Source organism: Clostridium sp., from assembly GCF_018372875.1.
GTDB lineage: Bacteria > Bacillota > Clostridia > Clostridiales > Clostridiaceae > Clostridium.
Genome location: NZ_JAHAIF010000019.1, coordinates 1 through 15,088 on the forward strand (window position 1 = coordinate 1; position 15,088 = coordinate 15,088).

Genomic DNA, 15,088 nt, shown 5'->3' on the forward strand with positions numbered 1-15,088 from the left:
ATATTAATATTATACGAAAAGAAGAGAATTCAAATTCATGAATTCTCTTCTTTCTTTTTATCGGATTGTATCAAATTTATTTTGATACAGCCCCTTTTTTTCTTACATTTAGTATGAGTGAGGTGGATATTTGTTTTGTTGCCACTTGAAGCATAGTCACGGAACAAGCAAAATAAATATTAACCGTACATTTTTCAATGCTAATAATTGACATTAAAAATTTTCCTTGATAGAATATCTAAAGATAATTAATCAATAAATAGTGAGAAGCAACCACTTTAACTCTTCTAAGGTGATTGCTTCATTTTTATTATTAAGGGGGACATATGAAAGTAATTTTAGAAAGAGACAAAACATTTTATAAAAAAATATTTGTAATAGCATTACCAATTATAATTCAAAACTTTATTACCTCATCATTAAATATAGTGGACACAATTATGATTGGAAAATTAGGTGAGGTTGAAATAGCTTCAGTAGGAATAGGAAATCAGTATTTTTTCTTATTTAATATTTTAATTATGGGAATGTTTAGTGGGATGGCCGTTTATACTTCGCAGTATTGGGGAAGAAAGGATATAGCAAGCATAAAGAAAGTAGTAGGTTTAGGAAGTTTATTAGCAGTAATTATAGGATTAATATTTACAGTAGTTGCACTAATATCGCCTAGTTTTATTGTTTCAATATTTAATAAAAGTACAGATGTTATACGTTTAGGTTCAGAATATCTAGCAGTTGTATGTTTAAGCTATGTATTTACTGCATTAACATTTAACTTTGCAACTGCATTAAGGTGTATTGAAAAAACATCTATTCCAATGTTAGTAAGTGCAGTAGCATTGATAACTAATACATTTTTAAACTGGGTATTTATATTTGGAAATTTAGGATCTCCTGCAATGGGAGTAAAAGGAGCTGCTATAGCAACATTAATAGCAAGAGTATTAGAAACTACTATATTGATTGCATATATTTATATCTCTAAGAGTGTATTGGCTGGTAAGATAAAAGAGTTATTTTCATTTTCAAGAGATTTTGTAAAAATGATATTTATAACTATGATTCCTGTTTTATTAAATGAAGGGTGCTGGGGACTAGGATCAGTAATGTATAATGTTATTTATGGAAGAATAGGAACCCAAGCTATAGCCTCTGTTCAGATTGCAACTACAGTATATAACCTGTTTATGGTAATCATTTTTGGAATAGGATCAGCATCCCTTGTTATAGTTGGAAATGAAATTGGTAGGGGAGATAAAGATAAGGGATATAAATATGGTAAGAAGTGCGTGGCACTAGGGTGTATAGTAGGAGTAATATTATCTTTAGGACTAATATTATTATCTAACCAAATAGTAACTTTATATGATGTATCTGAGCAAGTAAGGATATGGGCAAGAAATATTTTATATGTAATAGCATTTATAATGGTAATTAGAGTTTATAACATTATAATAATTGTTGGTGTTTTAAGAGGTGGAGGAGATGCTAAGGTATCATTAGCTATTGAAGCATCAACAATGTGGTTTATAGGAGTTCCTGTAGCCTTTATAGGTGCCTTTATACTTAAGTTACCTGTATATCAAGTTTATGCTTTATGTACTTTAGAAGAGATTGTAAAAGGGGTATTTTGCCTAAGAAGATTTAAATCTAAAAAGTGGATTAATAACTTAGTAGAGCAATAATGATAAATTTTGACAGAATAATAGCACATTTCTTTTTCTCAAACATATTTTATAAGTATAAAGAACAACTACGGAGGTAAAAGTTATGAGCGGAAAATGTGCTGTATGTTCAGTATGTCCAAGAGAAAATCAACAAATAGAGGCTGTTATTAAATTACCAGTTGAGAAGAGATCAGTTATTCATGGTACAGTTTTAGATGCTAATGGATGCCCAGTAGCAGATGCTGTTGTTAAACTACTTCAAGTAGTAGATGGTTGTAAATTGCCATGTCCATTGACTCACACATTTACAGACCAATATGGACAATTCTTACTAGGACCTTTATGCCCAAATAGAAAATATATGCTAAAGGTTTATAAAGATAATATCCAAGTTAAGTATATGCCACTAGATGTTTCTTGCTACGATGGTAAATGCATTGGTGTTAATCCAACAAGTGGTTGTGGATGCAGAGGTAATTCAGACAATAATGGCTGCGGTTGCTAGAAATAACTAAAGTAATTTACAAAAAGCCCTTTTTAAGGGCTTTTTATTCTTTTATAGATATTATATACTAATAAGGTTAAAATATTTAAGAGTTTGTATAGTGGGAGAAAAGAATGGAGAATATAGTACTTTATATTATAACTTTATTTTTTATATTGGGAGCTATAGATTATTTGATAGGAAATAAGTTTTTTATTGGAGAAGAATTTGAAAGTGGTATAAAAACTATGGGTCCTTTAGCTATATCTATGGTTGGAATACTATCAATAACACCATTACTATCATCTATAATAGAAATAGTTATAAGTCCAATTGCAAAGAATTTTGATATAGACCCATCTATATTTTCTTCAAGCTTTATTGCAATCGATATGGGAGGGTATAATATTGCTTCTAGTATCGCAAATTCAAGTGAATTTGTTATTTTTTCAGGTATATTAATGTCATCAATTTTAGGATGCACTTTAAGTTTTACATTACCTTTAGCATTAGGTTTAGTGAAAGAAAAGTATATGGATTCTCTTACAAAAGGATTTTTATGTGGAATAATAACAGTACCTATGGGGTTATTTATAGGTGGACTAGCATTAAAAATAGATTTAAAAAGCTTATTTATAAATCTTTTTCCTATAATACTTTTATCTGTAATTCTTTCTATAGGAATTATGTTTAAGCCCAAAATATGTATATTTATATTTAATTTTATTGGCAAAGTTATAGTATGTATAAGCATATTAGGATTAGTAATACAAGGGATATCTTCAATAATAGGAATAAAGATAATAGAAAATATAATGCCATTACAAGATACTCTTTACATAGTAGGAAAAATATCTATTTTTCTTGGTGGAGCATATGTAATGCTTAAATTTATTAAAAAAGTATTTGATAAGCAGTTTAATAAGCTAGAGAAAATATTTGGTGTAAATGGTGATACAATCTCTGCTTTTATTGGTTCATTTGCATCTGCAATAATTGTTTTTGATAATTTTCATAAGTTAGATGAAAAGGGAAGAGTTATATGTTCTGCATTTTCAGTGTCAGGGGCTTATGTTCTTGGTGGACAGTTAGGTTATGTAGCAAGTGTAGAAAAGGAATATATGATATTATATATTTTTGTAAAGATATTATCAGGAATATTAGCAATTATATTTGCATTGTTTATTTTGAGAAGAGAAGATAAAAATAGAAAAATTATAAATACTGAGGAGGCATCATGAAGAAACAAGTTGATTTAGTATCAGGAAAAATATTAGAACCATTAATTAAGTTATCTTTACCTATTTTGGGAACTTCATTTATTCAAATGGCATATAACATGACAGATATGATTTGGATAGGTAGAGTAGGAAGTTCTGCAGTTGCAGCAGTAGGTACAGCAGGATTTTTCCCATGGCTTGGTATGGCCTTAGTTTACATATCAAAAGTAGGTGTTGAAGTTGGAGTATCTCAAGCCATAGGTAAGAGAGATAACGAAGAAAGAGATAAATACATAGCAAATAGTATATTTATTAATATAGCTCTTGCAATTATATATACATTAATAATTTTAGTGTTTAGAACATCCCTTGTTAACTTCTTTAATTTAGGGGATAGTGAAGTAATTAGAATGGCTCACGAGTATTTAATAATAGTTATTTTAGGTACTGTATTTACTTTTATTAATCCTATTTTTACAAGCATATTTACTGCATCAGGTAATAGTAAAACACCATTTATTATTAATACTATAGGATTAATATTTAACATGGTATTTGATCCATTATTAATATTTGGTGTAGGATTCATTCCTCCATTAGGAGTTGTAGGGGCTGCATTAGCAACAGTGTGTGCACAAGTTGTAGTAACATTAATATTTATACTAGCTTATATGAAAAATCATTATGTAACAGGAAGAAAAGCAATTAAGTACTTAGATAAAAAAGTGATGTTAAATATAACTAAATTGGGGATGCCTGCTTGCTTAGAAAATGGATTATTCACAATTTTCTCTATGGTTATTGGTAGAATAATTGCACAGTGGGGAGCAACAGCTATAGCAGTTCAAAAAGTTGGTTCTCAGATAGAGGCTATATCTTGGATGACTGCTGGTGGATTTGCAACTGCGCTTACAACATTTATTGGACAAAATTATGGTGCAAAAAAGCCTGAAAGAATAAAAAAGGGATTTAAATCAACATTAGGAGTTTCTATATTTGTTGGACTTATAGCATCCATAATATTAATATGCTTTGGTAGAACTGTATTTAGTTTATTTATACCAGAAGAAGAGGCAATTATAGGTGGTATAGAATACTTAAGAATACTTGGTTATTCTCAAATATTTATGTGTATAGAAATAACTACTGCAGGTGCTTTTAGAGGATTAGGAGAAACTATTTTGCCATCATTTGTTAGTATAGTATTTTCAGGTATTAGAATACCAATGGCCATATTTTTAGCATCTACTTTGGGCATAGGGGTTAATGGAGTTTGGTGGAGTATAACAATATCTTCTGTAATAAAAGGAATATTAATGATATCATCATACTATTATAAGTTTGGAAGACAAAATAAACTTGAAGCAAAAGTACTATAATAATAAGGGAAAGTATCAAAATTAATGATACTTTCTCTTTTATTTTTATTTAAGCATAAATTCATATAAGCAGAATTGTAATATGTAGAATATGATAGCATATCTTATATCACTTCCGCCAGCTTTTGATATTAAGTCTAATATTTCATCTTCTGATTTTGATGGGTTATTAGCAATAATTTTAGAGATTTCCTTCTCTGCATTAAGTAGATATATATTTGTCCCAAAAAAACCTAAGAAAATTAATAGAGCAGTTGATAATACACCACTAAATGGAACAGGAATAATTAAAATTAATGCCAAATTAGCAATAAAAATAGCTAGAGCAGGAATGATAGATTTTCTAAACATTAGCCAATACATATTAAGGAAAAAGCATGGCCAATTCCAATTCACTGATGAAGGATTATTTATAAACCTGTCTAGTGTTTTGCTGTAAAAAGGTGAATAAGCATTACTACCTATATATGCTTCTAATTGGTTTCTAGTTATAGAATCATTTCTTTTAAAGATCTTCATAAGTATTCCTCCTAATGTTTAGTATAATTATGATTATACGTAATGTATATTAATAGGTCAATGTTTGTGAATGATTATTCATGTGGAAATAAAAAGAAACTCAAAGGAATACTTTGAGTTTCTTGAAATATTAAGCTTGGTTTACTGAACCGAAAAGTTCCATCTTTTCTTTAACAGTAGCCTTTATAGCTTCGAATCCTGGTGCAAGAAGTTTTCTTGGGTCAAATCCCTTACCTTCTAAGTCCTTACCAGCTTCGATATATTTTCTTGTAGCTTCTGCGAAAGCTAATTGACATTCAGTGTTAACGTTGATCTTAGCAACTCCTAATGATATAGCTTTCTTTATCATATCTTCAGGGATACCAGTACCACCGTGAAGAACTAATGGCATATCTCCAACAGCTTCCTTAATTCTAGCTAGAGCATCAAAATCTAATCCAGCCCAGTTTTCAGGATATTTTCCGTGGATGTTACCAATACCAGCAGCTAACATAGTAGTTCCTAAATCAGCTATTTGCTTACATTCTGCAGGGTCAGCGATTTCACCAGCACCTACAACACCGTCTTCTTCTCCACCAATTGATCCAACTTCACATTCTACAGAAATTCCCTTAGCATTAGCGTCTGCTATTAATTTAGTAGACTTTTCTATGTTTTCTTCAATTGCATAGTGAGAACCATCGAACATTACTGAAGAGAATCCAGCTTCGATGCACTTATAAGCACCTTCAAAGCTACCGTGGTCTAAGTGTAATGCAACAGGAACAGTTATGTTTAAACCTTTGATTAAACCGTTAACCATACCAACGATTGCATCGTATCCACCCATATATTTACCAGCACCTTCAGAAACACCTAAGATTACAGGTGAGTTGTTTTCTTGTGCAGTTAATAGAATAGCTTTTGTCCATTCTAAGTTATTGATGTTAAATTGACCAACAGCGTATTTACCGTCTCTAGCCTTATTTAACATTTCTTTAGCTGAAACTAACATAATGTGACCTCCAAATATTTTGTAAATTTTTTTGAATTTTGAGTAATAAATATACAAATATATTTTACCCTACTAAGGGTTATTATAACTTTTATTTGTCAAAAAGGAAACAATTTATCATAAAAATTTATGTTATAAGTGTAAATTTAGGGCGTATAGTATTAACTTTTCATTAATTTAACAAGTACTGCTTTTTGTGCATGCATTCTATTTTCAGATTCATCAAATATTTCTGAAGCATGAGCTTCTAATACCTCATCAGTAATTTCTTCTTCTCTATGAGCTGGTAAGCAGTGTAAAACAATAGCATTAGGTTTTGCTAGATTCATAAGTTTACTATTAACTTGGTAATTTTTAAATGCCTTAATTCTATTTTTTGCTTCAGTTTCATGCCCCATACTGGCCCAAACATCAGTAATGACAACATCAGCATTTTTTATAGCTTCAGAAGGAGAGTGGGTTATAGTGAAATTTGTACCTTCTAGTTTAGATAACTCTTTTCCTCTAATTAGGTAATTTTCATCAGGCATGTATTCCTTAGGTGAAGCTAAAGAAAAATTCATACCAGTTTTTAGACATCCTACTATTAAAGAATTTGCCATGTTGTTTCCATCACCTATATAAGCTACATTTAATCCTTCAAGAGTGTTTTTATATTCTCTAATTGTCATTAAGTCAGCAAGAACTTGACAAGGATGTTCAGAGTCCGTTAATCCATTTATTATAGGAATAGAAGAATACTTTGCTAAAGTTTCTACTTCCTCCTGAGAGAAAGTCCTAATCATGATTCCTTGAAGAAATCTAGATATGACTCTAGCGGTATCTTTAATTGGTTCTCCACGACCAATTTGTAAATCTCTGCTGCTTAAAAATAAAGCATTACCTCCAAGTTGATACATACCAGCTTCAAAAGATACCCTTGTTCTTGTTGAACTTTTTTCAAAAATCATGCCTAAGCTTTTTCCTTTTAAGTGTTCATGTGGAATGGCATGTTTAAATTCATATTTTAATTGATCTGCAAGGTTTAATATATCTAAAATCTCTTCTTTTGATAGATCATCCATTTTTAATAAATGCTTTTTCATATAAATCCTCCTTTTTAATAAATAACGGGGATTAAATCCCCGTTGAATAAGTTTATAGGCAGCTAATTAAAGTATTAATTCCATCACTTAGTTCATCTTCATCAATTATAAGTGGAGGAAGTAATCTGATTACATTAGGTCCAGCTGTAAGTATTAACAATCCTTTTTCCACAGCTTTCTTTTGAACTTCAGAAGAACTTCCTTCAATTTCTATTCCTAAGATTAAACCTTTGCCCCTTATTTCTTTAATCTTAGATGATGAAGAATTATTTAATAGTGTTTTAACTAATTTTCCTTTTTTTTCAACAGATGCATATGTCTCGTTATTACATATTTCATCAAGAACAACAATTGCACCAGCACAAGAAACTGGATTTCCTCCAAAAGTTGAACCATGGTCTCCAGGATTAAATACTAATGAAGTTTTTTTGTTACACAATATTGCACCTATAGGTAACCCAGCACCAAGCCCTTTAGCAAGGGTTACTATATCTGGATTAACATCAAAATGATTATAACCAAATAACTTTCCAGTCCTAGCAATGCCACATTGCACCTCATCAAATATTACTAATACATCTTTTTCCTCACATAACGATGTTACTGTTTGAACAAATTCTTTAGTAAGAGGGTGGACTCCACCTTCGCCTTGAATTGATTCCATAATAATTGCACATACATCATTAGATAATTTAGATTTAAAATCTTCTATATTATTAGCTTCTACATAATCAAAGCCTTCTGGGAAAGGGAAGAAGTACTTATGAAATTTTTCTTGGCCAGTTGCTTTTAATGTAGTTATAGTCCTTCCGTGAAAAGATTGCTTTAAGGTTAAGATTTTATTTCTTCCTTCGCCATATTTGTCAAAACTATATTTTCTTGCCAGTTTTATAGCTCCTTCATTAGCCTCTGCTCCTGAATTAGCAAAGAATACTTTTGACATAGAAGATAGTTTTGTAAGCTTATTACTAAGTTCTATAGTAGTAGGATTTAAGAAAATATTTGAACAGTGTTGTAGATTATGAATTTGTTTTTCTATAGCGCTTGTCCAATTGGGGTTATTATAGCCTAGAGAATTTACACCAATTCCACTAGTTAAGTCTAGATACTTTTTTCCATTTGTATCGTAAAGATAAACACCTTCTCCTTTTTCCAAAACTGGAGATAGGGGAGAGTAGGTATTCATAAGAGAATGTTCCATATTTATACCTCCTAATAAATCATAGTTCCTATACCATCATTAGAGAAAAGTTCAAGGAGTAGTGAATGAGGAACTCTGCCATCAATTATATGTGCTCTTTCCACACCCATACGAACAGATTCAACACAACATTGAATTTTTGGTATCATACCTCCCTTTATAACTCCTTGAAGAGTAAGTTTGGGTATTTCATGTAATCTTAGAACAGAAAGTAGAGAATTTGGATCTTTAGGATCCTTAAGAACTCCAGCAACATCAGTTAATAATATTAGTTTTTCTGCCTTTAAAGCTGATGCAATTTTTGCAGCACATGTATCAGCATTAATGTTATATAAGTCATTACCATCTTCCCCAATAGCCATGCTGCCTATAACTGGAATGTAACCAGAATCAAGAGCCATTGTAATAGCTTCTGTATTTACTGAAGTAACTTCTCCTACATAACCTAAATCAATTTCATTTTCTAGTTTTTTAGCTTTTAGTAGAGAACCATCAAGTCCACATAGGCCTATTGCTTTTCCACCAGATTTTTCAATAAGAGTAACAAGGTCTTTATTTACCTTACCACCTAATACCATCTGAACTACTTCCATAGTTTTTTTGTCTGTATAACGTAATCCATTAATAAATTCGCTTTTTTCTCCTAGTCTATCTAGAAATGATGAAATATACGGACCACCACCATGTACAACTATAGGCTTAAAGCCTATACATTTCATTAGAACAATATCATTAATTACTGTTTCCCTTAGTTCGTCGCTAATCATTGCATTACCGCCATATTTAACTACAATTATTTTTCCATTGTAGTGTTGGATGTAAGGTAGTGATTGAACCAATATTTCAGCACGTTCATTAAGATCCATTTTTTTATTCCTCCTAATAATTAGCTTCTGTAATCTCCATTTATTTTTACATAGTCATAAGTTAAATCACATCCATAAGCAGAAGCGGATATATCTCCTATATTAAGATTTACTTCAATCAGTATTTCATCTTGTAATAAGATATTTTTTGCTTTATTTTCATCAAACTCAATGGAGGATCCCTGTCCACATACCTTAATTGAGCCAGATGAACTTGTAAAATAAACATCTACCTTATATGGATCAAAATCAACATCAGAATATCCTAGAGCACATAAAATTCTACCCCAGTTAGCATCTGATCCAAATAAAGCAGTTTTTACAAGGCTTGATTTAATAACACTTTTAGCTAATTTTATAGCATTAGATTCGGAAGTAGCACCAGATACTTTACATTCTATAAGTTTCGTGGCACCCTCTCCGTCCCTTGCAATTTTTTTGGCTAATACTACATTTAAGTAGTTAAGTGCTTCAATAAATTTATAATAATCCTCACCCTTTTTAGAGATTATTGGATTTTCAGCTAATCCATTTGCTATTATTAATACCATATCATTAGTGCTTGTATCTCCATCAACACTTACTCTGTTATAACTTATATTTACACTAGATTTTAAGGCTTCATCCAATAATTCTGGTGATATTGAAACATCAGTTGTAATAAATGAAAGCATAGTACCCATATTAGGCTCAATCATTCCAGAACCCTTACATGTAGCTCCAATTATTACAGTTTTACCAGCTATTTCAAATTCTAATGCAATTTGTTTTAAGGTAGTATCTGTTGTCATTATGGCTTCAGTTGCATCTTCAGATCCTTCTATAGATAATTTTTTTGTAAGTAGTGGAATTCCACTCTTTATTGCATCAATATTTAATGGAACACCAATAACTCCAGTAGAAGCTACTAATACTTCATCAGTTTTAATATTTAATGCTTTTGCTTGTAATTGAGCCATTTTTTTAGCTTTTAATAAGCCATCTTGTCCATTACAGGTGTTAGCATTACCACTGTTGCAAATTATAGCTCTAGCTTTTTTGTTAGAAAGATGTTCCTTTGTGATATATATTGGAGCCCCTTTTACCTTGTTTTTAGTATATACACCAGCACCTATACTAGGAACTTCTGAGTAGATTAATGCTAAATCTTTTTTTAAAGAATTTTTCTTTATACCACAATGTATACCAGCAGCTAAAAAACCTTTTGGAGCTGTAACACTGCCATTTATTATTTTAAAATTCATTATAATAGCCCCCAATCATAAATTTTTAAAAGGCTGGTGAAATGAAGTTTAACCCTTCTGTTTCATCAAAGCCTAAAATTATATTCATATTTTGTATAGCTTGTCCTGCAGCACCTTTAACCATATTATCAATAGCACTTACAACAATTAGTTGATCTTTACGATGGTTTAGATGAAGTGATATATTACAATGATTAGAGAAACGTACATTTTTGGTACAAGCTATTTCTCCAAGAGGAAGCACATTTACAAAAGGTTTATCTAAGTAGAAACTTTCATATAGTTTATGCGTTTCTTCTAAATTAATATTTCCTTTTGGAGTGCAATAAATTGTTGATATTATGCCCCTATTAATAGGAAGTAGGTGAGGAGTAAAGGTTATAGAAACCTTCTCCTTAGCCATGACCCCAAGAGTTTCTTCTATTTCAGGGGTATGCCTATGTGCGCCAACTTTGTATGGAGCAAAGTTATCATTTAATTCTGGAAAGTGGCTAGATAGTGTTAATCCACGGCCAGCCCCTGTAGCTCCTGATTTGGAATCACATATTATTCCTTTTGTTTCAATGAGTGAATTCAATAGAAGAGGCATAAGTCCTAGTTCTATTGAAGTAGGATAGCATCCAGGATTAGCTATAAGACTTGAGTTTTTTATTTTTTCCTTATTTAATTCAGGTAATCCATATACACTTTTTTTATGTAATTTTGGATGTGAAAAACTTCTTTCATACCAGAACTTATAATCTTCTTCATTAGAAAGTCTAAAATCTGCCCCAAGATCTATACAAATCTTATTACTATCTATACATTTTGCTGCAATACCTTCACTAAGACCATGAGGTAAAGCAGTAAAAATCACATCAGCTTTAGCTATAACTTCATCCATTGAACCGCATACTAGTGAAGTGTGATTGAAAAAGTTTTTGTATATGGACTCAAATTCTTGTCCTTCAAAAGAAACTGAACTAATAGCTGAAATTTCAATTTTCTTATGGGTTAACAAAATTCTCATAAGCTCTGCACCTACATATCCTGTAGCACCTATTATTCCTACCTTTATCATTTTAAAGTCCCCCTTTTATTTCCTTGATGAACTTAGCGAGTCTGTCTAATTGAATTTTTATTGACTTAGTAGAAGGTCCCCCAATTACTTGTCTTTCTTCTACACAAGTTAGCAAATCAATGGCATTATATATGTCCTCTTCAAAGATAGGAGAGAAGCTTTTTAGTTCATTCAATGATAGTTCATCAATTGCTTTGTTTTTATTTATACAGTAAATTACTATTTCACCCACTATTTCATGAGCATTTCTAAAAGCTATTCCATGCTTTACAAGGTAATCAGCAACATCTGTTGCATTCGTGAATCCACCTGCAGCACCTTTTCTCATTACTTCCTTCTTAACCTTCATAGTATCTAACATTCCAGTAAAAGTTTTAAGAGAAAGAGTAACTGTATCTAAAGCATCAAATAAAGCTTCTTTATCCTCTTGCATATCCTTGTTGTATGCAAGAGGAATACCTTTCATTACTGTTAATAATGTAATTAAGTCCCCATAAACTCTTCCAGTCTTACCACGAACTAATTCAGCAACATCTGGATTTTTCTTTTGTGGCATAATTGAACTACCAGTAGAGTAGCCATCATCAAGCTCTATAAAATTAAATTCATTTGTGCACCAAAGAATTATTTCTTCAGAAAATCTTGAAAGGTGCATCATTATAATTGAAAGAGCAGATAAAGTTTCTATTACATAATCTCTATCGGACACAGAATCTAAGCTGTTCCATGTTACATCTGAAAATCCAAGTTCCTTAGCTACAAATTCTCTATCTATTGGATAAGTAGATGTAGCTAATGCACCAGAACCTAATGGCATTTGATCAGTTCTTTTATAAGCATCTTTAAGTCTACCAATATCGCGCCTTAACATTTCACCATAAGCTAGTAGGTGATGGGCAAGAGTTATTGGCTGAGCTTTTTGCATGTGAGTATATCCTGGCATTATAGTTTCTATATTTTCTGAAGCTTTTTTATAAATAACTTCTTCAAGTTCAATAACACAAGAAACTATATTATCTAAAGCTTTCTTTAAATATAATCTTAAATCTAGGGTTACTTGGTCATTTCTACTTCTGCCAGTGTGAAGCATTTTTCCACAAGCTCCTATATAATAGGTCAGTGTTCCTTCAACAAAACTGTGGATATCTTCAGAAGTAGGATCAACTTCAATAACTCCGTTATCCAATCTTTTTAATATTTCATTTAATCCATCTTCAATTTTAATACTTGATTTATTTGGTATGATTCCTTGTTTTCCTAACATTTTTACGTGAGCAAGGCTTCCTTCTATGTCTTCTTTGTACATTCTAGAGTCAACATTTATTGAAGAATTAAAATCATTTACTAAAGCATCAGTTCCTTTTTTGAACCTTCCACCCCAAAGTTTCATTTATTTCTCCTCACTTTTTATTTTTGCAGCCATTTTAGCTTGTACTGTAATTGGAAGACCAAATAAATTAATAAATCCAGCAGAGTCTTTTTGATCATAAACTGCATCCTCACCAAATGTTGCATATTCTTCGCTATATAATGAATAAGGAGATGTCATACCTGCATTAACTATATTACCTTTATATAGTTTAAGTTTTACTTCACCAGTTACTGTTTCTTGGGTTTTATCTACAAAAGCAGAAAGTGCTTCCCTTAGTGGAGTAAACCATTGTCCGTTATAAACTATATCTGCAAACTTTAAAGCAATTTGTTCTTTATAATGAGAAGTTTCTTTATCTAAACATAATTCCTCTAAATCCTTATGGGCTTTATATAAAATAGATCCACCTGGAGTTTCATAAACACCTCTTGATTTCATACCAACAAGTCTGTTTTCCACCATATCAGTGATACCAATAGCATTTTCTCCACCAATTTTATTTAATTCTTCAATTAATTTAACACCACTAACTTTTTTTCCATTTAATGCAACTGCAACGCCTTTTTCAAATGTAAGAGTTATATAAGTTGGAGTATCAGGTGCTTGTTCAAGTGTTTTGGATAATTCAAGAATTTCTTCGTAATTTGGTTCATTAGCTGGATCTTCAAGATCAAGGCCCTCATGGCTTAAATGCCATAAGTTCATATCTTTACTATAATTAGTTTCATAAGTGATTTTTATAGGAATTTCTCTTTTTAGAGCATATTCAATTTCTTCTTCTCTAGATTTTATATCCCATATTCTCCAAGGAGCTATTATTGGCATTTCTGGTGCAAAGGCTTTAACAGCAAGTTCGAATCTAACTTGGTCATTACCCTTTCCAGTACAACCATGACATATAGCATCTGCCCCCTCAGCTTTTGCTATTTCAACTAGTCTTTTACCTATTAGAGGTCTTGCAAAAGAAGTACCAAGTAGATATTTTCCTTCATAAACTGCCCCAGCCTTTATTGTTGGGAATATATAATCATTTACGAATTCCTCTGTTAAATCTTCTATATATATTTTTGAAGCACCTGTTTTAAGTGCCTTTTCTTCTAAGCCTTCTAATTCTGATTTTTGCCCCACATTTCCTACAACTGCTATAACTTCACATCCATATGTTTCTTTCAACCATGGAATAATTATTGAAGTGTCTAGTCCTCCTGAATAAGCTAGTACAACCTTGTTAAATGTTTTTTTCATAAATAAAAGCCCCCTTAATTTACAATGATTTCTATTTTTACTAAGTGTTTATAATTATACACTTATATATATAATTATGCAATATTTATTCAAAAAATATTAAAATTATTCATTTTTATGCATAAATAATAAAAAGGAGTGCATAAAATCAAAGTAAATGTTTACACAAATAGTATTTAAATAAGTCTTTAAAATATAAAATAGGAATGTATAATATAATTAAATAAAAGTTACTATAAGGAAGGTATGAATAATGAAACATGAATTAACAATATATGAATTAGGTAAAGCATTAAAAAAGATAGAAGATAAATATGATTTATCAATTATGATAAAAAAAGAACTAAGTGGTGGATGGATGACTATAATGGGTGCGGCTAAGATGGAAGTGTTACCTTGTATAGGTGGAGGATGCCATGGAAAGAATATAAATATTTTAGAAATAAGAGTAAGTTATGGGGAGAATTCTGGAAGCTTAGTTAAATTAACAGGAGCTAAGAATAAAAAGTTTAATGTAGATGTAGCGTCAACTAGATATAAAGAGATATCTACAAATTCATTAACATTAGATCAAATTAAAGTTAATGAAAATGAAACTAAGCTTAGAATCGATGAAGATATTATATTTACTATTAAGGATAGAGTAGAAAGTATTGATGAAATAATTAAATCTGTTTTATAAGGGAAAAGGTATGATGGTAAAGATTGCATCATACCTTTTTATTTAATTTAGTAAGTGGTAAAATATTAAA

14 protein-coding genes are annotated in these 15,088 nt (G+C 30.8%); 5 read left to right on the forward strand and 9 right to left on the reverse strand.

What is annotated here, in order from left to right; all coding sequences use genetic code 11:
- Window positions 1-326: 326 nt before the first annotated feature.
- The 4 genes from KIB46_RS08190 (at window position 327) to KIB46_RS08205 (ending at window position 4,750) form a co-directional block, all read left to right on the forward strand.
- Window positions 327-1,685 (forward strand): MATE family efflux transporter, encoded by a 1,359-nt coding sequence (locus KIB46_RS08190; RefSeq protein ID WP_156559829.1) that lies wholly within the window; start codon window positions 327-329, stop codon window positions 1,683-1,685.
- Between the two features lie 85 nt (window positions 1,686-1,770).
- A complete protein-coding gene (locus tag KIB46_RS08195) occupies window positions 1,771-2,172 on the forward strand; it encodes a carboxypeptidase-like regulatory domain-containing protein (RefSeq protein ID WP_156559827.1) in 402 nt (133 codons plus the stop codon).
- Between the two features lie 113 nt (window positions 2,173-2,285).
- Complete coding sequence (eutH, locus tag KIB46_RS08200; RefSeq protein ID WP_291671392.1) at window positions 2,286-3,392, forward strand: ethanolamine utilization protein EutH; 1,107 nt, start codon at window positions 2,286-2,288, stop codon at window positions 3,390-3,392.
- Entirely contained in the window at window positions 3,389-4,750 is a 1,362-nt protein-coding gene (locus tag KIB46_RS08205) for an MATE family efflux transporter (protein ID WP_156559821.1), read from the forward strand. Before eutH ends, KIB46_RS08205 begins: the two co-directional genes overlap by 4 nt.
- A gap of 45 nt (window positions 4,751-4,795) precedes the next feature.
- On the opposite strand, the gene KIB46_RS08210 is transcribed toward KIB46_RS08205, so the two are convergent.
- The 9 genes from KIB46_RS08210 to KIB46_RS08250 all read right to left on the reverse strand — a co-directional run bounded on the left by KIB46_RS08210 (window position 4,796) and on the right by KIB46_RS08250 (window position 14,336).
- Window positions 4,796-5,269, reverse strand: a complete 474-nt coding sequence (locus KIB46_RS08210; RefSeq protein ID WP_156559818.1) for a DUF2628 domain-containing protein — start codon at window positions 5,267-5,269, stop codon at window positions 4,796-4,798.
- Between the two features lie 130 nt (window positions 5,270-5,399).
- Entirely contained in the window at window positions 5,400-6,263 is an 864-nt protein-coding gene (fba, locus tag KIB46_RS08215; protein ID WP_291671393.1) for a class II fructose-1,6-bisphosphate aldolase, read from the reverse strand.
- 161 nt (window positions 6,264-6,424) lie between these two features.
- Window positions 6,425-7,348, reverse strand: a complete 924-nt coding sequence (argF, locus tag KIB46_RS08220; protein WP_156559812.1) for an ornithine carbamoyltransferase — start codon at window positions 7,346-7,348, stop codon at window positions 6,425-6,427.
- Between the two features lie 52 nt (window positions 7,349-7,400).
- Window positions 7,401-8,549: an aspartate aminotransferase family protein gene (locus KIB46_RS08225; RefSeq protein WP_291671394.1), complete on the reverse strand. Its 1,149-nt coding sequence runs from the start codon at window positions 8,547-8,549 to the stop codon at window positions 7,401-7,403.
- 11 nt (window positions 8,550-8,560) lie between these two features.
- On the reverse strand, window positions 8,561-9,415 hold the full coding sequence (gene argB / locus KIB46_RS08230) for an acetylglutamate kinase (RefSeq protein WP_291671395.1): 855 nt from the start codon (window positions 9,413-9,415) through the stop codon (window positions 8,561-8,563).
- 20 nt (window positions 9,416-9,435) lie between these two features.
- A complete protein-coding gene (argJ, locus tag KIB46_RS08235; protein ID WP_291671396.1) occupies window positions 9,436-10,659 on the reverse strand; it encodes a bifunctional glutamate N-acetyltransferase/amino-acid acetyltransferase ArgJ in 1,224 nt (407 codons plus the stop codon).
- A gap of 25 nt (window positions 10,660-10,684) precedes the next feature.
- Window positions 10,685-11,719 (reverse strand): N-acetyl-gamma-glutamyl-phosphate reductase, encoded by a 1,035-nt coding sequence (gene argC, locus KIB46_RS08240; protein ID WP_291671397.1) that lies wholly within the window; start codon window positions 11,717-11,719, stop codon window positions 10,685-10,687.
- Window position 11,720: 1 nt separating this feature from the next.
- Window positions 11,721-13,109, reverse strand: a complete 1,389-nt coding sequence (gene argH / locus KIB46_RS08245; protein ID WP_291671398.1) for an argininosuccinate lyase — start codon at window positions 13,107-13,109, stop codon at window positions 11,721-11,723.
- Window positions 13,110-14,336 (reverse strand): argininosuccinate synthase, encoded by a 1,227-nt coding sequence (locus KIB46_RS08250; RefSeq protein ID WP_156559796.1) that lies wholly within the window; start codon window positions 14,334-14,336, stop codon window positions 13,110-13,112. It abuts the gene before it with no gap.
- 253 nt (window positions 14,337-14,589) lie between these two features.
- On the opposite strand from KIB46_RS08250, the gene KIB46_RS08255 reads away from it, so the two are divergent.
- Window positions 14,590-15,018, forward strand: a complete 429-nt coding sequence (locus KIB46_RS08255) for a UDP-N-acetylglucosamine pyrophosphorylase (RefSeq protein WP_291671399.1) — start codon at window positions 14,590-14,592, stop codon at window positions 15,016-15,018.
- Window positions 15,019-15,088 lie beyond the last annotated feature (70 nt).